General features: G+C 70.2%; 18 protein-coding genes. 7 read left to right on the forward strand and 11 right to left on the reverse strand.

Features of this window, described 5'->3' with window-relative positions; genetic code table 11:
• Nucleotides 1–16: 16 nt before the first annotated feature.
• The 3 genes from IEZ25_RS15365 to IEZ25_RS15375 all read right to left on the reverse strand — a co-directional run bounded on the left by IEZ25_RS15365 (nt 17) and on the right by IEZ25_RS15375 (nt 1,941).
• Entirely contained in the window at nt 17–847 is an 831-nt protein-coding gene (locus tag IEZ25_RS15365; protein ID WP_191200329.1) for an RNA polymerase sigma factor SigF, read from the reverse strand.
• Between the two features lies 1 nt (nt 848).
• The gene (locus IEZ25_RS15370) at nt 849–1,265 is read right to left on the reverse strand and encodes an ATP-binding protein (protein WP_191200330.1); all 417 of its coding nucleotides are present in this window, start codon (nt 1,263–1,265) and stop codon (nt 849–851) included.
• 79 nt (nt 1,266–1,344) lie between these two features.
• Nucleotides 1,345–1,941, reverse strand: coding sequence for a TetR/AcrR family transcriptional regulator (locus tag IEZ25_RS15375; RefSeq protein ID WP_191200331.1), 597 nt, complete (start codon nt 1,939–1,941; stop codon nt 1,345–1,347).
• 23 nt (nt 1,942–1,964) lie between these two features.
• Here IEZ25_RS15375 and IEZ25_RS15380 point away from each other — a divergent pair, with 23 nt between their 5' ends.
• Nucleotides 1,965–2,813: a CPBP family glutamic-type intramembrane protease gene (locus tag IEZ25_RS15380; protein ID WP_191200332.1), complete on the forward strand. Its 849-nt coding sequence runs from the start codon at nt 1,965–1,967 to the stop codon at nt 2,811–2,813.
• Between the two features lie 70 nt (nt 2,814–2,883).
• Here IEZ25_RS15380 and sodN read toward each other — a convergent pair whose 3' ends face one another.
• Nucleotides 2,884–3,285: a superoxide dismutase, Ni gene (gene sodN, locus IEZ25_RS15385; protein WP_121141370.1), complete on the reverse strand. Its 402-nt coding sequence runs from the start codon at nt 3,283–3,285 to the stop codon at nt 2,884–2,886.
• A gap of 49 nt (nt 3,286–3,334) precedes the next feature.
• Here sodN and IEZ25_RS15390 point away from each other — a divergent pair, with 49 nt between their 5' ends.
• Together IEZ25_RS15390 and IEZ25_RS15395 are read left to right on the forward strand one after the other, a co-directional pair.
• Complete coding sequence (locus tag IEZ25_RS15390; RefSeq protein ID WP_318152262.1) at nt 3,335–3,715, forward strand: S24/S26 family peptidase; 381 nt, start codon at nt 3,335–3,337, stop codon at nt 3,713–3,715.
• A 20-nt stretch (nt 3,716–3,735) separates the two neighbouring features.
• On the forward strand, nt 3,736–4,908 hold the full coding sequence (locus tag IEZ25_RS15395; protein ID WP_191200333.1) for an NAD(P)-dependent malic enzyme: 1,173 nt from the start codon (nt 3,736–3,738) through the stop codon (nt 4,906–4,908).
• A 5-nt stretch (nt 4,909–4,913) separates the two neighbouring features.
• On the opposite strand, the gene IEZ25_RS15400 is transcribed toward IEZ25_RS15395, so the two are convergent.
• Entirely contained in the window at nt 4,914–6,377 is a 1,464-nt protein-coding gene (locus IEZ25_RS15400) for a hypothetical protein (protein WP_191200334.1), read from the reverse strand.
• Nucleotides 6,378–6,569: 192 nt separating this feature from the next.
• Nucleotides 6,570–7,244, reverse strand: coding sequence for a hypothetical protein (locus tag IEZ25_RS15405; RefSeq protein ID WP_191200335.1), 675 nt, complete (start codon nt 7,242–7,244; stop codon nt 6,570–6,572).
• 385 nt (nt 7,245–7,629) lie between these two features.
• Here IEZ25_RS15405 and IEZ25_RS15410 point away from each other — a divergent pair, with 385 nt between their 5' ends.
• Nucleotides 7,630–8,361, forward strand: a complete 732-nt coding sequence (locus IEZ25_RS15410; protein ID WP_191200336.1) for a hypothetical protein — start codon at nt 7,630–7,632, stop codon at nt 8,359–8,361.
• Nucleotides 8,289–8,522, forward strand: coding sequence for a phosphotransferase-like protein (locus tag IEZ25_RS22490; protein ID WP_191200523.1), 234 nt, complete (start codon nt 8,289–8,291; stop codon nt 8,520–8,522). The genes IEZ25_RS15410 and IEZ25_RS22490 overlap by 73 nt, the downstream gene beginning before the upstream one ends.
• Before the next feature lie 194 nt (nt 8,523–8,716).
• Here IEZ25_RS22490 and IEZ25_RS15420 read toward each other — a convergent pair whose 3' ends face one another.
• On the reverse strand, nt 8,717–9,406 hold the full coding sequence (locus IEZ25_RS15420; protein WP_191200337.1) for a hypothetical protein: 690 nt from the start codon (nt 9,404–9,406) through the stop codon (nt 8,717–8,719).
• Nucleotides 9,407–9,610: 204 nt separating this feature from the next.
• A complete protein-coding gene (locus IEZ25_RS15425; RefSeq protein ID WP_191200338.1) occupies nt 9,611–10,852 on the reverse strand; it encodes a GNAT family N-acetyltransferase in 1,242 nt (413 codons plus the stop codon).
• A 69-nt stretch (nt 10,853–10,921) separates the two neighbouring features.
• Between IEZ25_RS15425 and IEZ25_RS15430 the strand changes: the two genes are divergently transcribed.
• Both IEZ25_RS15430 and IEZ25_RS15435 read left to right on the forward strand, forming a co-directional pair.
• A complete protein-coding gene (locus IEZ25_RS15430; protein WP_191200339.1) occupies nt 10,922–11,890 on the forward strand; it encodes a zinc-binding dehydrogenase in 969 nt (322 codons plus the stop codon).
• Nucleotides 11,887–12,582: an SDR family oxidoreductase gene (locus IEZ25_RS15435; protein ID WP_191200340.1), complete on the forward strand. Its 696-nt coding sequence runs from the start codon at nt 11,887–11,889 to the stop codon at nt 12,580–12,582. The genes IEZ25_RS15430 and IEZ25_RS15435 overlap by 4 nt, the downstream gene beginning before the upstream one ends.
• A gap of 20 nt (nt 12,583–12,602) precedes the next feature.
• Here the strand turns inward: IEZ25_RS15435 and IEZ25_RS15440 are convergent, their stop codons facing one another.
• From IEZ25_RS15440 to IEZ25_RS15450, 3 genes are read right to left on the reverse strand one after another with little or no spacing between them, the layout of a single operon-like run.
• A complete protein-coding gene (locus IEZ25_RS15440; RefSeq protein ID WP_191200341.1) occupies nt 12,603–13,232 on the reverse strand; it encodes a TetR family transcriptional regulator in 630 nt (209 codons plus the stop codon).
• A gap of 41 nt (nt 13,233–13,273) precedes the next feature.
• Nucleotides 13,274–13,450, reverse strand: coding sequence for a DUF6104 family protein (locus IEZ25_RS15445; protein WP_191195116.1), 177 nt, complete (start codon nt 13,448–13,450; stop codon nt 13,274–13,276).
• A gap of 8 nt (nt 13,451–13,458) precedes the next feature.
• Nucleotides 13,459–17,268: a multifunctional oxoglutarate decarboxylase/oxoglutarate dehydrogenase thiamine pyrophosphate-binding subunit/dihydrolipoyllysine-residue succinyltransferase subunit gene (locus IEZ25_RS15450; protein WP_191200342.1), complete on the reverse strand. Its 3,810-nt coding sequence runs from the start codon at nt 17,266–17,268 to the stop codon at nt 13,459–13,461.
• Between the last annotated feature and the right edge of the window lie 111 nt (nt 17,269–17,379).

A 17,379-nucleotide genomic window follows, 5' to 3' on the forward strand; every position in this document is an offset into this window, starting at 1 on the left:
GCGCCCCTGCGGATCGCTACTCGGCCTCGAGCGAGGTGCGCAGCTGCGCGAGGGTGCGGGTCAGCAGGCGGGAGACGTGCATCTGCGAGACGCCGATCTCCTCGGCGATCTGCGACTGCGTCATGTTCTTGAAGAAGCGCAGCAGCAGGATGCGCTTCTCACGCTCGCCGAGGCCCTCGAGCAGCGGCTTGATCGACTCCCGGACCTCGACGTGCTCGATGTTGGCGTCCTCGACACCGAGCGTGGCGAGCATCGCCGGCGGACCGTCGTCGCTGTCGTCGGAGGCGTCGAGCGAGAGCGTGGCATAGGCGTGGGAGGACTCGATGCCCTCCATGATCTCCTCCACCGAGCAGCCGATGACCTCGGCGAGCTCGCGGGGCGTGGGGGAGCGGCCCAGCTTCTGGGTCAGCTCGCCGGTCGCACCGCCGATCTGCATCCGCAGCTCCTGGAGCCGGCGGGGCACCCGGATCGCCCAGCCCTTGTCGCGGAAGTGGCGCTTGATCTCGCCGATGACGGTCGGCGTGGCATAGGTCGAGAACTCGACTCCACGGTCGGTCTCGAAGCGGTCCACCGCCTTGATGAGGCCGATCGTGCCGACCTGCACCAGGTCCTCGAACGGCTCCCCGCGGTTGCGGAAGCGCCGGGCGCAGTGCTCGACCAGCGAGAGGTGCAGGTGCACGAGGTCGTCGCGCGCCACCGAGCGGGACGCCTCGGACGCGCTGTCGTCGCGCAACACCCCGAACAGCTCCGCGCTGCGCGCGCGCACCTGCTCCAGGCCCCGGGGTACGTCGTCGTACTCCGTGTCCTCGGCGGTCCCCACCGCCTCGTCCCCCGTGATGTCGCTCATGTCAGAGCTCGGCACCCGTCATTCCCGCAGCGACGGACGACGTCACCGTGAAGCGGACCCGGAAGTGTCCGTCCTCGGAACCCGCCGACGCGTCCTGCGCCATCGTGTCGAGCACCTGCCACGCGAAGCTCTCGGTGTCGAGATCTGGGTCGTCCCTCGCCTCGGTCTCGAGCGCGACCGTCATCGAGCCCTGTCCGATGAAGAAGCCGGCGACGAGGTCGGTGCCGGGGTCCGCGGCCGGGATCGCGAGGGCTGTCGCCTCACCGATCGCGATGCGCAGGTCCTCGATGTCGTCGATCGTGAAGTCCAGTCGCGCGGCCAGGCCGGCGGCGGTGGTGCGCACGACCGTGGCGTACGCGCCCTCCGCGGGCAGCCGGAGCTCGACGTCGGCGCGGGCGCTCCCCGTGTGATCTGCCATCTGCGTCCAAGTCCCGTCCGTCGAGGCCGATGTGCTGGGGCACACACTAACCGGGCCCGGCCGCCGTCGCGCTGTGACCTCAGGGTCGCTCGCCGGCGAGGGCGAGCGCCACGTCCACCTGACGGGCTGCCAGGCGCTCGGCCTGCTCGACCGACACGCGTCCCTGTTCGGAGACGAGTGCCACGGCCAGCCCGTCGAGCGTCGCGAGCAGGAGTGCGGCTGCGTCCGCGCACGCTCGCGCAGGGGCCGACGACCCCACCGCGTCGGAGACGAGGGAGGTGAGCGCCTCCTCGAGCAGGCGCCACGAAGCAGAGTGGGTGCGGCGGATCACCGGGTCCACGGTGGAGCGCGCAGCGACGGCGACCCACACCCGCGCCTCGACGGCACGATCGTCGTCGAGCGGAAGCAGCTGCGCCGCCAGGGCCCTCAGCTGCTCGACGGCCGGTGCCTCGTCGTTGCGGAGCAGGAGGCTCAGGCGCTCGGCGAAGCGGGCGTCCACGCGTTCCATCGCCGCCGTCAGCATCACCTGCTTCGACGCGTAGTAGTGCTGCACCAGCCCCGCGCTGACCCTCGCCCGCTCGGCGACCTTCCGCACGCTCACCGCCTCGAAGCCCTCGTCGGCCACGAGGGAGACGAGCGCATCGGCGATCGCCTCGCGCGGTGTTGAGCTGCTCATGGGTTCACGCTAACGTCGTCGGCATGAGGCAATACAGTCGTATTGGGTCGCTGCGAACCGTCGCGTGTGCCTGGGGTCTTCTCGTCGTCGGCCTCGCTGCTGCCGCCACGGCTGCGGGCGTGGTCAGCGCCGCAGGCGTGGCGGACGGTCTCGGCGCCAAGGTGGCGCCCGCCGTGGTGATGAGCCTCGTCGTGCTTCCCGCACTGCTCTGGTTCGTGCGTCCGGCGCGTCGGCGACTGGCTCTCGTGCGGCCGCTCCAGGGTGTCGCGCTGGGCGGGGCTGTCACCGGGGCCGCCGCAGGAGCCTCGTTCGGCGCGCTCGCGCTGGCGGGCCACCTACAGGTCGACGTCGTCGACGGCGGCCAGCTCGCGCTGTTCCTCGTGGGCAACCTGGTCGTGGCCGCTGCCCTCGAGGCGCTTCCCGAGGAGCTGACCCTGCGCGGCGCGGTCTATGGCGAGCTCGCCACGCGGACCCGGGCGGCTCTCGCCGGAGTGGTGACCACGGTGCTGTTCCTCGCCGCACCCGCGTGCGGGATCTCCCTCGCTGCTCTCGCAGGCGGCGTCGTCGGCCTCGACCTGGGCCGGCCGGGGCTCGCCCCCGAGGGTCAGGATCCGGTGGCCTACCTGGTCCTGCTCGCATGCTTCGGCACGATGCTGGTGAGTGCACGCGCCGCGACCGGGTCGGTGTGGACGTGCGTGGCGGCCCATCTGGTCTTCCTGACGGTCAACCGTGCCCTCGTGTCCTCCGGGAGCTGGCAGACCGGGCTGCAGGTCGACGCAGCGGCCGGGCACGAGCTCCTGGTGCTGGTCTACCTCGGGCTCGCGACGCTGGGGTTCGCGTGGATCGGACGCCGGCGGGCGGGGCGGGCATGACATCGGGCCCGGCCGCCACGTGTGGTGGCAACCGGGCCCGGTCGGGGTGTCGCAGTCGGACTGAGCGTGCTCAGGCCTTCTTCGTCTCCCAGAAGATCTCGGCGATCTCGTCGATCTTGGCGAGCAGCTCGTCGGCCTTCGCCGCGTCGAGCTCGCCCTTGGTGCCGGAGGCGCCGGCCAGCTTGGTGGCCTCGTTGACGAGGGTGTGCAGCTGGGGGTACTTCTCGAAGTGCGGGGGCTTGAAGTAGTCGGTCCACAGCACCCACAGGTGGTGCTTGACCAGCTCCGAGCGCTGCTCCTTGATCAGGATCGCGCGGGTGCGGAAGTCGGGGTCGTCGTTGTCGGCGACCTTGGCGATGACCGCCTTGATCGACTCGGCCTCGATGCGTGCCTGGGCGGGGTCGTAGACACCGCAGGGCAGGTCGCAGTGGGCGGAGACCTCGACAGTCGGGGCAAGCAGGTGGCGAAGCATCGGGTTCCTCTCGATCGGGAAGGTTCGTCCGCCTGCGACACTACTCCGCGTGCAACGGCGTCGACAGCGGGGTCTCGCCCGTCGGGGTGGGCGTCCGGCCGCCCCTTTCGGCACGGCCCGCGTCCGCGGTCGCTCGATGCTCCCGACGCTGCAGGAGGGCGACCTGCTGCTCGTCCGCAACGGCGCCGCGCCCCGGCCCGCAGACCTCGTCGTCGCCCGGTTCGCAGACGGGACGGTGGCGGTCAAGCGCGCCGTCGAGCGACGTCGTACGCGGACCGGTGACGAGGGGTGGTGGCTGCTGAGCGACAACCCCGAGGAGGGCGTCGACTCCCGGCACCGCGGGGTGGTGGCGGACGACCGGGTGCTGGCCGTCGTACGCCTGCGGGTGTGGCCCATGCCACGTCTGGGACGGCGGCTCCGGGCGCGCTGAGCTGTGCCAGTATCGCCCGCATGGCTTCGCACCCGCACTCCGGCGATCCCGTGTTCGACCTGCACGTCGGCGGCAAGATGGAGACCGTCTCGACGGTCGCCCTCACCGGCCCCGACGAGCTCTCGCTCGCCTACACGCCCGGTGTGGCGCGGGTCTGCGAGGCCATCGCGGCCGACCCGTCGATGACGCGGCACTACACGTGGGTGCCCAACACGGTTGCGATCGTCACAGACGGCACCGCGGTCCTCGGCCTCGGTGACATCGGCCCGGCCGCGGCCATGCCGGTCATGGAGGGCAAGTCGGTGCTCTTCAAGCAGTTCGGGGGCGTCGACGCCGTGCCGATCTGCCTCGACACCACCGACGTCGAGGAGATCATCGAGACGGTGGTCCGGTTGGCGCCCAGCTTCGGCGGGATCAACCTCGAGGACATCTCTGCCCCTCGCTGCTTCGAGATCGAGGCGCGGCTCAAGGAGCGCCTCGACATCCCGGTGTTCCACGACGACCAGCACGGCACCGCCGTCGTCGCGCTCGCCGCGCTGACGAACGCGCTCCGGCTCACCGGCCGCGACGCCGCGACCGTCCGCGTCGTGGTCCAGGGGGCCGGTGCCGCCGGCGTCGCCGTCGCCCGGATCCTGCTGGAGGCCGGCGTGCGCGACGTGGCCGTCCTCGATCGCAAGGGAGTGCTCCACTCGTCGCGGTCGGACCTCACGGAGGTCAAGGCGGCGTTGGCCCGCGACACCGCCGACCGCACTGGCCGCAGTGGCAGCCTCGCCGACGTGATGGCGGGGGCGGACGTCTACATCGGCGTCTCCGGCGGCCAGGTGCCCGAGGAGGTCGTGGCCTCGATGGCCGACGACGCCATCATCTTCGGCCTCGCCAACCCGACGCCCGAGGTGCACCCCGACCTCGCGCACAAGTACGCCCGGGTCGTCGCCACAGGTCGCTCGGACTTCCCCAACCAGATCAACAACGTGCTCGCCTTCCCGGGGATCTTCCGCGGTGCCTTCGACGTGCACGCCAGCGCCATCACCGAGGGCATGAAGGTCGCCGCCGCCACGGCGCTCGCCGAGCTCGTGGTCGACGACCTCCGCGAGGACCTCGTCATCCCGTCGCCCTTCGACACCCGCGTGCCGGGTGCGGTGCGGGAGGCGGTCGCTGCCGCCGCTCGCGCCGACGGGGTCGCGCGCGCCTGATCCGCTCAGGCCGGCTCGTAGGCGAGAGAGTGGCCGACGTAGATCTCCACCCCGTCCTGAACGCTGTCGGCCATGGTCTCGGCCTGCTCGGCGTCGATCCTGCTCGTCCCGGTGTGGTCGACGAGGTAGGCGAGCCCTGACGGCGTACGCCAGAGATGACGGCCCGGGCCCACGACGCGCGAGGAATATCCGCCGAACGTCTTGGTGCGGTGGTGCTGGCGTCGAAGCGGGCCGGAGTTGTGCGGGCCGGTCTGGCCGGGTGAGCCGCCGGTGTCGGGAGAGCGGTAGGGGACCGCGTGGTCGAAGTCGACGCCGTCGCGGACCGCGGTGCGCGGGGTGAAGGGGAAGCAGTCGCCCCCGGTCTGGAGCCAGACGTGGTCCTTGACGTCCTCGGGATGCTCGTAGGCGTCGACGCGGCGGCGTCCGCGGAGGTCGAGGACCGGGGTGACGGTGACCTCGGCGTTGCCGAGGACCTCGTGCAGCTGGCGTACGTCGACGGGGCCGACACCCTCGACCCGCGCGACGCCCCGACCGGCGCGGAGGACAGCCTCGGAGACGTGCACGAAGAGCTGGCCGCGGTTGCGGAGCCTGGCGAGTCGTCGGGCGGGGAGGGTGCAGAACCTCTCGACGGTGGCCAAGGCGTCCTCGGGCATCCACGCGGGGCGGACGACCTCGCCGGTCTCGTCGTCGGTGCCGATCTCGGTGTGCTCGAGGAGCAGCTTGAGCAGCTCGACCGGGCGGGCGAGCCAGCCCAGCGCGACCGAGCGGAGCTCGTCGTGGTTGTGGTCTGCGCCGAGCGTGGTGCGGAGGATCTGGGCGACCCGCTCGACCATCGCGTCGATCCACGCGGCATCGCCAGCGGTGACCTTGGCGATCACGCAGCGGTAGCCGTGCTCGTCGGCACGGGAGAGCGTGACGTAGCGGGCGCGGCGCGCCTGCTCGCGTGCGGCCGCGTGGCCCTCGGGGTCTGCCTCGATTGCCTTGGCGCGAGCGATCTCCAGGACGGTGGAGGGGGCGTGACCGCGAATGGCTCGGGACACCGCGCGGTCGACCGTGCCGATCGACTCCGCGGTGACGCCCCGGGTGATGGTCGCGACCTTGCGAGCGACCCACGGCTCGCACTCGCCGGCCCGGACGACCGCCCACGTGAGCGGCAGGCGGTGGGCGAGGTCGAGGCCGTCGGCGATGAGGGCTCGAGTGGTGAGGGGGTGCGTCTCCCGCGCCATGGCCAGCTCGGGGATCGCGTGCTCGCGGAGCGCCGGAGTGCCATTGCCGGCCGGCTCGACCATCGGGTCGCGGTCGTCGCGCGGCTGGCCATGGATCACCGCCCACTGGATCGCGAGCTCGATCTCGGCCACCTCGCCCATGCGGCGCGCCCGCAGCGCCTGCGACGCCAGCTCCAGCAGCTCGCGCGCCGAGGCTCCACCCGCCGCATCGGGCGGCTGGGGGAGTGTGGTGGGTTCGGCCATACCCGATGTTATCGAACTAGTGTTCGAAAGATCTACCAAGGCGATATCAGGGTTCTATCAAGCCTCAGGGCGCAATGGCGGCGAAATGACCCACCCACAGTCGAGCGCCTCTACGCGACGTGGATGCTCGGTCGTTGCCACTTGGCGAAGATCCCGTACGGACACAGGACGGCAGGCACGCCGACTGCCCGATCATGGGGCTCCGCGCACCCTCAACGTGTGGTTGTACTTCCCGAGCCAAATCAGGTCCCATCGACGTTGCGATATGCGCGGCCGACGGCGGGAGCTCGAGGAAGGGAACATCTCCAACCGGCGGGTGAAGCCCGTGCTGCGGAACGTGGCAATCTGCCCACTCTGGTACTCCACGATGTACCCGGCATGTCCCGCTTGGATGAGTTGCAACACCGCTTCACCGGACGGCTGCCCTATCCTCCAGTACTCCAGCAGGTTCCTTAGGTGTGACCACCCGTAGTGCTCCTCTGGCACCCACACTGATGTCACCCTCCAGAGATCTGTCTCAAGATCTTCGGCAGCGATTGCTTCTCGGCTTGCGGCGGTCAGCGCAGCACTCTTTGGATCGTCCATCTCGACGACCGCAGTCATCTTCATGAGCCAGCGGGCAAGCACGTGTGTTTCCTCGGGCGAAAGGACGTCTTCGCGGTGGAACATCTGCCGGCGAAGTAGTGGCTGGACTGCGCCCTCGAGTCGAGACATCCAGCCTGAGTTGCAACTTCTGCACGCTGCCTTCACGACGTGGTCGGCGGCCGACCCGCCCTGGCCTTTGTCGTCGTCCCAGTCGCGAAGCCACTCGAACAGGATCGGCTCGCCGTCCAACTCGAATCCGACGCGGTCGGTGCGCCACCGCATCAGAGGTCGCGTTGGCTCGTCCTTCCTCTCGTGCAACTCTGGGTGTGCGACTTCGCGGGTCAGCCACTGTGGCCAGACGTGTTCTCTCGAAACAGGCGTGGATCCGCAGAAGATGCAAGCGCGCGTTGTCTGGGCTAGGGGCACTTAGGCAGTATCCGCTGAGCTCGCCCCTATGTTCCGGATCTTCACAGAGCGACATGACCGGCGTCCCCGGGCGAAGGCGGCGGAATGCAGCAGTCGTCGCATGCTCGAGCGACGCTTCGTCGGGAGCGTACGCGGTCGGCGAGTCTCTCGAGGTCGCCTCAAGAAATCCAGGTTCTCGTTCTCTGGGTGGTTGTCATCCTCTAGCGTCGGCACTCGTTCCGTTCGAGAAGAGAGACGTCTGATGTTGCGCGCCGGCATTCTCCGTGTGGTCCTTGCCGCTGCGGCGGTCCTCGTAACTTCCCTGGCGGTTTCCGTCAGTCCCGCATCAGCGCTCATCGCCACAACCACCACGGTTGCCGTCGCCCCTCACCCAACCCTCGCCGGCTACTGGACGGCGACTCCGACTATCACCTACGCCGGCGGCCAGATCACCAAGGGTGAGTGCACTACCTACCTCGACGGCGTACGCGTCGGCTTGACCCTGAACTGCAGCGGAGAGTCGTTCCCGACTCCTTCGCCAGGCGCACACACGGTTCGAGTCGAGTACGTACCAGACCCGTACGGCATCCCCAGCGACCGCGAGACCTACGCCTCCAGTGAGGGGTCGACCAGCTTCATCGTGGCTGCTCCTCCTGTGACCACGACTCCGCCCGCCCCTACGCCGGCGAGTCCGGTCACCTCCGTTGCGAAGGTGTCCACCGCCAAGAAGAGCGTGGCGAAGAAGAGGCGGACCTTCACCGTCACCGTGACCGCCACTGACGGCACGCCCCTGTCCGGCACGGTCTTCCTTGTCATCGCCGGGCCACAGAAGATCACACAGAAGTTGTCGGTCAACGCCGGACACATGGTGACCAGCCTCGTCCTGAAGAAGACTGGCAACTACACAGCAACAGTGAAGGTATCGAAGACGACGACGTTCGACTCGTCCACGTCACCTGCCGTGCGATTCAAGGTGGTAGCACCGAAGCGGTAGACGGCTCTCACGTGGCAGGCGGTCGCCGCACGCGAGCCTCGCCCTCGTCAGTCGGGCAGGCGACAGCGGTTCACCATGGTGTCGCCTGCGACCTTGTCGTGGACAGCAGCACCGCCTCACCCAAGGAGTGCGCCTGCCTCATCGCGGCTCGGACGACCTGAACCCCCGGTGGGCTTGTGCCCAGCGATCCGCTCGCACATAGGGATGTCCCGACGTCCCCCGACACGTGGCGGGATCATGTGAGCTCGCGCCGTCCGCTCATTGGCACAGCCGCCGGCCGCGTGCGAAGCGGGGTAGGTCCCGTCGCCGTCACACCCAGATCTCCCGCCCGTGGTCAACAGGAGCCACGTCGCGCTCAACCCTGCACGAGCGCGATCAGGACGATCGCCACGCAGAGGAGAGCGACAGATCCGAAGCCGACCCCCAGCGCGAACGTCAGGGGATGGAGCTCGCGAAAGCTCATCGCACCCGGTATCGCCTCGTTCACCTGCCGCGCCGTGCTCACGACGTCCGAGACCTGACCGTTGGCGGCCTCCGCCACCACCCTGAGGTCGCCCGTTTCCCAGTCACTTCCGGCTATTCGGACCTGACGGGTGCTGTCGGCGATGAACAACTGCAGCGTCTTGGGCGGAAACACTCCTCCGGACGGGAGGGCGGTCGGCTCGACCCACGACAGCAGCGAGGTCAGGGTGGGGTCGCTGCGGTCGAACGTGGTCGACCGGCCACGGCGGTCGACGTGCGTCACGGCCTCGGGCGTCACGGTGAGGGAGCTGTTGGTGAGCAGCATCCGGTTGCGGACCGACAGCACCACGACGATCGGCGCGGCGATCAGGCCGGCCACGGCGAGCAGCCCGCCGTACGCCAGCAGCGCGTCGCTCCGGTCGTCGGCGGACAGCACCCCCGCGGTAGCACCGCCGATCATCAACAGCGAGGGCAGGACCGCGATGTAGCGGAGCCGCGTGTTCTCCTGCTGCTGGCTGGCGCGCGACGGACGGAACGTCACCACGCGGGGTGGCTCATCGTGTCGCCTGCGGCGGAAGAACATCGTGCACCTGGTCAATCGTCGAAGGACGGAAGCATCGTGCCACTCGCCCTCATGTCCTTCAGCGTCTGGGGGTGTCCAGCGCTACCACGTGCGGGCGTTCCCCTGCGTGTGACGTGGGCGGTCGAGAGGACGAGCACGGGACAACCGGGTGATGCTGGCCATCGTCTCCTGCCGCATTCCTCATTCGCGGCGGATCGCCGCACCTCAGAACCCCAGCGACGGCTCTGGCTCCCGAGCCGTCCGGAGCGCACGGGCCAGCTCGGCGTACGCGCCCGGTCGGTGCTCCTGCACGACGCCCGCGCGAAGCAGGTTCACCACGTTGCGGCCGAGGTAACCGGCGCCGAGGACGGCCGTGTCGAGCCTGACCTCGGCCGGCGCGTCGGTGCGTGAGGCCGTGGCGGATCCTCCGGAGGCGACCAGCCGCCAGCGACCAGCGTTCCACGGCGCGTGGCGGTCGGTGACCTCCACGACGACGTCGCAGTCGTCCTCGTAGGCACGCAGGGGCCAGGCCGCGGCGAGGTCCACGACTCGCATCCACGTGCTGTCCCACGTCTTGATGTCACCGGTGGCGCGCGGGCCGCCCGCCCAGGCGAGCACCGGGTCGTCGGGTGCGAACGCCTCGACCCTCGTGGTGGCCATCAGGTCGAGGTCGACGAGGCGGCGGAGCAGTGCGAGGCGGGCCGCGGCACCACCGCAGAGCAGGCCGGCGGTGACCTTGCCCGCTGGGCGCCCGTCGTTCCACGCGTGCTCGCGGCGGAAGGCGACGGCGCCGACGTCGTGCCCGTCGCGGCGGGCGAAGAGGAAGCGGCGCCGCTCCTTGTCGCGGAGCTCGGCGGGGGACTCGGAGCCGTGGAGGCGGAAGAAGTCCGCCGACGCCACGATCGTGCCCGGTGCGTCGGGAGCGGCGTCCGTGAAGCACGCTCGCAACCGGTCGGTCGCACCAGGTGTGTTGCTGTCGACGAGGTGGGTCGTGATGCCGGCGACGTCGTCCTCGAGGTGGGGCGCGGTGAGGGTGGTGCCGCGGCCGAGGTGCACCTGGAGCTGGACGGCCGCGTTGCCATAGCCGAAACGGCCGTAGATCGCCGGCTCGCTCGCGTGCAGCGCCGAGAGCGCGAGCCCAGCCTCGCGCGTCCGCTCGAGGTGGTCGGTCATCATCGCGCCCAGCACGCCGCGCCGACGCACGTCCGGGTGGACGCCGACCCACGTGAGGCCGGCGACCGGGACGACCGCGCGGCCCGGGAGCGACATCTCGAGCGGCCGGACGCCGTAGATCCCGCTGTGCAGGTCGTCGGGGCCGTCCGGCAGGTCCACCGTGAACCGTTGGTCGAGCGGGAGTCCCAGCCGCAGGTGTTCCTCGTCGGCGTCGCCGACCTCGCCGAACCACACCAGCTGGTCGGTGGCCAGGAACCGGGCGGCGTCCTCGGACGGGCGTACGTCGATCGTCATCTCGCCAGCCAAACGTCCGCGGCGAGGACGTGCAACAGGGTTTCGACGACCACTCGCTAGGGTCGATCCATGTTCGCCGTCTACGCCGAGTCCTTCTCCTCCGACGACCCGCTGAGCAGCCTCGTGGTGGGGGAGCGGCCGGACCCGGTGGCCCCCGACGGGTGGGCGACGGTGAGCGTCAAGGCCGCCAGCCTGAACCATCACGACCTGTGGTCCCTGCGCGGCGTCGGCCTGCGCGAGGAAGCGCTGCCGATGATCCTCGGCTGCGATGCGGCGGGTCTCGACGAGGACGGCAACGAGGTCGTCGTGCACGCCGTGATCGGCGACCCGGCGTGGGGTGGCGACGAGACCTACGACCCCCGTCGCTCCCTCCTCTCGGAGAAGCACCAGGGCACGCTCGCCGACCAGGTGATCGTGCCGCGGCGCAACCTGGTCCCGAAGCCGGCGTCGCTGTCGTTCGAGGAGGCCGCGTGCCTGCCGACCGCCTGGCTGACCGCCTATCGCATGCTCTTCACGCAGGGCGGGCTCAAGCCCGGCGAGACCGTGCTCGTGCAGGGCGCGGGCGGTGGCGTGGCGACAGCACTGATCACCCTCGGCCGGGCCGCCGGCCTGAAGGTGCTCGCCACCAGCCGCGACGAGGCCAAGCGCGCGCGGGCGCTCGAGATCGGTGCGCACGAGGTGTTCGAGTCCGGCGCCCGGTTGCCGGTGAAGGTCGACGCCGTCATGGAGACCGTCGGCCGTGCGACCTGGAGCCACTCGATCCGGTCGCTGCGTCCGGGCGGCCGCATCGTCATCAGCGGCACGACCTCGGGCCCGAAGCTCGACGATGCCGAGCTCACCCGCATCTTCTTCCTCCAGCTCGCGGTGATCGGCTCGACGATGGGGACCCGCCACGAGCTCGACGGCCTGGTGAAGTTCCTCGACGCCACCGGCGCCCGCCCGCTGCTGGACCGCACCCTGCCGATGGAGCAGGCCCGCGACGGCTTCGCGGCCATGGCCGAGGGCGACGTGTTCGGCAAGGTGGTCTTCACCCGATGAGGCACGTGATCACCGGTGCCGGGTCGGGCATCGGCCTGACCCTGGCGCACCGGCTCGCGGACCGTGGCGACGACCTGGTCCTGGTGGCGCGCAGCGAGTCACGCGCGACCGACCTGGCCGACACCTTCCCGAGGGCGCAGGTCCTCGTGGCCGATCTCGGCGATCCCGGCACCCTCAACGGCATCGGCCGGCAGGTCGACGGTGGGCTCGACTCGGTGGTCCACGTGGCCGGTGTCGTCGAGCTCGGTCGAGTGGACCGGCTGCGGCTCGCCCAGTGGGAGGAGCAGCTGACCGTCAACCTCACCGCGCCGGCGGTCCTCACCCGCGAGCTCCTGCCGCACGTGCGCACCGGGCGCGGCACGATCCTCTTCGTGAACTCCTCGGCGGGCCTCACCGCCAACGCCGAGTGGTCGGCGTACGCCGCCTCGAAGTTCGGCCTGCGCGGGTTCGCCGACGCGCTCCGTGCCGAGGAGGTCGACCACGGTGTCCGGGTGAGCACCGTCTACCCGAGCCGCACCGCCACCCCGATGCAGGAGAAGGTGCACGAGCAGGAGGGCCGCACCTACGACTCGTCGCGCTGGATCAGCACCGACACGGTCGTCGACACGATCCTCCACGTCATCGACCTGCCGCCCGACGCCACGATCCCCGACGTGACCGTACGCCCGGTGGTGCCGCGGCCCGGCACCTGAGCCGGCCGACGAGAAGCGGGTCAGTCCTCGCGCGAGCGCCAGTTCACCGCGCCGACCAGCAGCATCCGCAGCTGGGTGCGTGCCTCGTCGAGGGTGCGCGCCTCGGCCGCGGGGTCCTCGACGAGCCGCTCGGCCGTGGTCACCACGAAGGAGACGACCAGGTCGGCGAGCAGCCGGATATCGGCGCTGGAGTACTGACCGGCGGCACCGCTGCGGGCGATGTCGGTCGACAGCTCACGGGTGATCAGCTCGATCTCGTGACGGATCGCCTGGCGCACGCGTGGCGGGCCGGCGACCCGCTCGCGGGCGATGAAGGCGTAGTGGGCGCGATCGTCTCGGACGTGCTGGGCCACGATCGGCAACGACCCGTCGATGAAGTCGCGGTACTCCGGCGCGTGGCGCCACACGTCGAGCAACATCGAGCGCAGCGACCGGAAGCTCTCGTCGACGAGTGCGAGCCCGAGCGCCTCGAGCGAGCCGAAGTGCCGGTAGAACGCCGTCGGCACCACGCCGACCTGCCGGGCCACCTGTCGCAACGAGACGGCGACGAGGCTCGAGTCGGCCGCCAGCGCCAGTGCGGCGTCGAGGATCGCGCGGCGTGTGCGCTCCTTGCGATCCGCCCGCGACTCGGCGCCGGGCTCGGTGGCCATCTCGTGATCGTAGGCCCACGAGGTCGACGGCGGGAGCCGGTTCAGTCCTCCGGGTCGTCGAGCCGCGCCAGCCAGGTGGCCAGGCGCTCGACCGGCACCTCGAAGTCGGGGTGCGCGTCGACGAAGGCCTGCAGCTGCTCGGCCAGCCACGCCAGGGTGACCTCCTCGTCACCCCGGCGCCGCTCGAGCTCCTCGATGCCGCGGTCGGTGAAGTACACCGTGCCCCTCAGTAGTCCGTGCCGCGGCCGTCGGGTGAGGCGAAGGCGGCGTCGATGAGTGTCTTCTGCTCCTCGACGTGTCGCTTCACCGTGCCGACCGACGGCGACGCGGACGCCGGCCGGGTGATCGGCTCGACCGGGCGGTCCAGCTCGGGCCACACGTTGAGCTGGTAGTGCGGCCACGGGCCCATGTTGCGGGGCTCGTCCTGCACCCAGCGGATCGCCTTGAGGTTGGGGTACTTCGCGACCTCGGCCCTGATCTCCTCGAGCGGGTTCGGGTAGAGCCGCTCGACGCGACCGATCGCGAACTTCGCCCCGTCCTCCCGCTTGGCACGCTCGACCATCAGGTCCCAGGTGACGCGACCCGAGCACATGATGAGCGTCTCGACCTGCGAGGCGTCCGCGTCGTCGTCACCGATGAACGGGCGGAACGTCGACGACCCGGTGAAGTCGTCGGGCCGCGAGGCCGCCTCCTTGCGCTTGAGCATCGACTTCGGGGTGAAGACGATCAGCGGGCGGTGCTCCTCGCCGAGCGAGTGGCGACGCAGCAGGTGGAAGTACGACGCGGGCGTCGACGGCTGCGCGACGACCATGGCGTCCTCGGCGGACATCGTCAGGAAGCGCTCGATGCGGGCCGAGGAGTGGTCGGGTCCCTGGCCCTCGTAGCCGTGAGGGAGCAGCAGCACGACGCCGGACTGCTGGCGCCACTTCGTCTCGCCGGCGGAGATGAACTCGTCGATCACGGTCTGCGCGCCGTTGACGAAGTCGCCGAACTGGGCCTCCCAGAGGACCAGCGCCTCCGGCCGCGCGACGGAGTAGCCGTACTCGAAGCCGAGCGCGGCGTACTCCGAGAGCAGCGAGTCGTAGACGTGGAACTTGGCCTGGTCCTCGGTGAGGTTGGTCAGCGGAGTCCACTCGTCGGCGTTGACCCGGTCGATGATCGTGGCGAACCGGGAGACGAACGTGCCACGGCGCGAGTCCTGGCCGGCCAGCCGCACCGGTCGGCCGTCCATCAGCAGGGAGCCGAAGGCCAGGATCTCGCCGGTGCCCCAGTCGATCGGGCCCTCGGTGATCGCGGCCGAGCGACGCTGCAGCTGCGGCATCACCTTCGGGTGGACGGTGAAGCCCTCCGGCGGGGTGACGTAGCTGTCGGCGATCCGCTTGAGGACCTCGAGGCTCACCGCGGTCGAGGTGTCGCCGGCGGGCTTGTCCGGGTAGTCGGGGACGGTCGTCCACTCGGTCGGCGCCTCGGAGCTGGCCTCGCGCACCTCGGTGAAGACCCGCTCCAGCTGCTGCTGGTAGTCCTTGAGGACCTGCTCGGCCTCCTCGATCGTGATGTCGCCACGACCGATGAGCGACTCGGTGTAGAGCTTGCGCACCGAGCGCTTCTGCTCGATGAGGTCGTACATGAGGGGCTGGGTGTACGACGGGTCGTCGCCCTCGTTGTGACCGCGGCGGCGGTAGCAGACGAGGTCGATGACGACGTCCTTGTTGAACGCCTGGCGGTAGTCGAACGCGAGCCGGGCCACGCGGATGCAGGCCTCGGGGTCGTCGCCGTTGACGTGGAAGATCGGCGCCTGGACCATCCGAGCCACGTCGGTGGCGTAGAGCGACGAGCGCGACGAGCCGGGCGCGGTGGTGAACCCGACCTGGTTGTTGATGACCACGTGCACGGTGCCGCCGGTGCGGTAGCCGCGCAGCTGGGACAGGTTCAGCGTCTCGGCGACCACGCCCTGGCCGGCGAACGCGGCGTCGCCGTGGACCAGCAGCGGGAGGACCGGGAACTTCTCACCCTGGTCGAGGATGTCCTGCTTGGCGCGGGCGATGCCCTCCAGGACCGGGTTGACCGCCTCGAGGTGCGAGGGGTTCGCGGCCATGGAGACCTTGATCTTGTCGCCCGAACCGGCGAGGAACTCGCCCTCGGCGCCGAGGTGGTACTTCACGTCGCCGGAGCCCTGGACCGTGCGGGGGTCGATGTTGCCCTCGAACTCCCGGAAGATCTGGCTGTACTTCTTGCCCACGATGTTCGCGAGCATGTTGAGGCGGCCGCGGTGGGCCATGCCGATGGTGACCTCGTCGAGGCCGGTCTCGGCGGCGGCCTCGCAGAGCTCGTCGATCAGCGGGACGGTGGTCTCGCCTCCCTCGAGGCTGAACCGCTTCTGGCCGACGAACTTGGTCTGCAGGAAGGTCTCGAACGCCTCGGCCTGGTTGAGCTTGAGCAGGATCCGCAGCTGCTCCTCGCGGGGCGGCTTGACGTGCGGCAGCTCGACGCGCTCCTGGATCCACTTGCGCTGCTCGGGATCCATGATGTGCATGTACTCGATGCCGGTCGTGCGGCAGTAGGAGTCGCGCAGGATCCCGAGGATGTTGCGCAGCTTCATGAAGCGGCGTCCCTCGCCGCCGAAGGAGCCCGTCGCGAACTCGCGGTCGAGGTCCCAGAGGGTGAGGCCGTGCGACTCGATCTCGAGGTCGGGGTGGCTGCGCTGGCGGTACTCGAGCGGGTCGGTGTCGGCCATCAGGTGGCCGCGGACCCGGTAGGCGTGGATCAGCTCGAGGATCCGGGCCTGCTTGACGATGTCGTCGTCGTGGCTGGCGACGACGTCGCGCGCCCAGCGGATCGGCTCGTAGGGGATGCGCAGCGAGCGGAAGATCTCGTCGTAGAAGTCGTTCTCGCCGATCAGCAGGCCGTGCACGCGCTTGAGGAACTCACCCGACTGCGCGCCCTGGATGACCCGGTGGTCGTAGGTCGAGGTCAGCGTCATCGCCTTGCTGATGGCGTTGCGGTTGATGGCCTCCTCGGAGGCGCCCTGCCACTCGGGGGAGTACTCCATGGCGCCGACGCCGATGATCGCGCCCTGGCCGGCCATCAGCCGCGGCACGGAGTGCACGGTGCCGATGCCGCCGGGGTTGGTCAGCGAGATCGTGGTGCCCTGGAAGTCGGTGACGGCGAGCTTGCCGTCGCGGGCCTTGCGGACCATCTCCTCGTAGGCGGTCCAGAAGGCGGCGAAGTCCATCGCCTCCGCACCCTTGATGCTCGGCACGAGCAGCTGGCGGGTGCCGTCGGGCTTCTGCATGTCGATCGCGAGGCCGAGATTGATGTGGGCCGGCGTGATCAGGTTGGGCTTGCCGTCGACGACCTCGAAGCCGACGTTCATCTCCGGCATCGACCGCAGCGCCTTGACCAGCGCGTAGCCGATGATGTGGGTGAACGAGACCTTGCCCCCACGGGCACGGGCGAGGTGGTTGTTGATGACGGTGCGGTTGTCCCACAGCAGCTTGACCGGCACCGAGCGCACCGACGTGGCCGTGGGCACGGACAGCGAGGCGTCCATGTTGGCCGCGGTGCGGGCCGGGGCCCCCCGCAGCACGGTGTACGTCGGCTCGTCGCTCGGCGCCTCGGCGGGCTCGGCGGGCTCGGCGGCCTTGGAGGGCTTCGAGGTCTGGCCGGCAGGCGCGGAGGTCTTGGCCGGGGCGGAGGTCTTGGCCGGCGCGGAGGTCTTGGCCGGGGCGGCGGCGGTCTTGGCGGGCGCGGCGGTGGCCGCTCGGGGTGCGGGCGAGGCGGTCCGGGCGGGCGCCTTCTCCGGTGCCTTCTCCGGTGCCGTGGTCGCGGTCGCGGTGCTGGCGGGGCTGGCCGCCTGCGCAGGAGCGGCCGGGGCCCTGCCGTCACCGAAGTACTTCACCCACTCCGGGCCCACGCTCGCGGGGTCCTTGTCGTACTGCTCCTTCATCTCCTCCACGAGCCACTCGTTGGCTCCCAGGTCAGATGACGGTGCAACCGAGGACTGGTTGCCGGACTTCCCGTTCGGGGACTGCGCCACGCTTCTTTCGCCTCTTCCAGATCTCTTCGCGCAAGGGTTTGACAACGGTGCCTAACTAGGGCGCTGACAAGGCTAGTCGCACACGCACGCAAATGCAGGGGCGGGCTCGCG

Origin of the sequence: Nocardioides hwasunensis, from assembly GCF_014779665.1 — a bacterium.
Classification (GTDB): domain Bacteria; phylum Actinomycetota; class Actinomycetes; order Propionibacteriales; family Nocardioidaceae; genus Nocardioides; species Nocardioides hwasunensis.

Coding starts and splice junctions, on each gene's coding strand:
- IEZ25_RS15365 (WP_191200329.1), bottom strand. CDS start 847: ATGAGCGACATCACGGGGGACGAGGCGGTGGGGACCGCCGAGGACACG.
- IEZ25_RS15370 (WP_191200330.1), bottom strand. CDS start 1,265: ATGGCAGATCACACGGGGAGCGCCCGCGCCGACGTCGAGCTCCGGCTG.
- IEZ25_RS15375 (WP_191200331.1), bottom strand. CDS start 1,941: ATGAGCAGCTCAACACCGCGCGAGGCGATCGCCGATGCGCTCGTCTCC.
- IEZ25_RS15380 (WP_191200332.1), top strand. CDS start 1,965: ATGAGGCAATACAGTCGTATTGGGTCGCTGCGAACCGTCGCGTGTGCC.
- sodN (WP_121141370.1), bottom strand. CDS start 3,285: ATGCTTCGCCACCTGCTTGCCCCGACTGTCGAGGTCTCCGCCCACTGC.
- IEZ25_RS15395 (WP_191200333.1), top strand. CDS start 3,736: ATGGCTTCGCACCCGCACTCCGGCGATCCCGTGTTCGACCTGCACGTC.
- IEZ25_RS15400 (WP_191200334.1), bottom strand. CDS start 6,377: ATGGCCGAACCCACCACACTCCCCCAGCCGCCCGATGCGGCGGGTGGA.
- IEZ25_RS15405 (WP_191200335.1), bottom strand. CDS start 7,244: ATGCGGTGGCGCACCGACCGCGTCGGATTCGAGTTGGACGGCGAGCCG.
- IEZ25_RS15410 (WP_191200336.1), top strand. CDS start 7,630: ATGTTGCGCGCCGGCATTCTCCGTGTGGTCCTTGCCGCTGCGGCGGTC.
- IEZ25_RS15420 (WP_191200337.1), bottom strand. CDS start 9,406: ATGTTCTTCCGCCGCAGGCGACACGATGAGCCACCCCGCGTGGTGACG.
- IEZ25_RS15425 (WP_191200338.1), bottom strand. CDS start 10,852: ATGACGATCGACGTACGCCCGTCCGAGGACGCCGCCCGGTTCCTGGCC.
- IEZ25_RS15430 (WP_191200339.1), top strand. CDS start 10,922: ATGTTCGCCGTCTACGCCGAGTCCTTCTCCTCCGACGACCCGCTGAGC.
- IEZ25_RS15435 (WP_191200340.1), top strand. CDS start 11,887: ATGAGGCACGTGATCACCGGTGCCGGGTCGGGCATCGGCCTGACCCTG.
- IEZ25_RS15440 (WP_191200341.1), bottom strand. CDS start 13,232: ATGGCCACCGAGCCCGGCGCCGAGTCGCGGGCGGATCGCAAGGAGCGC.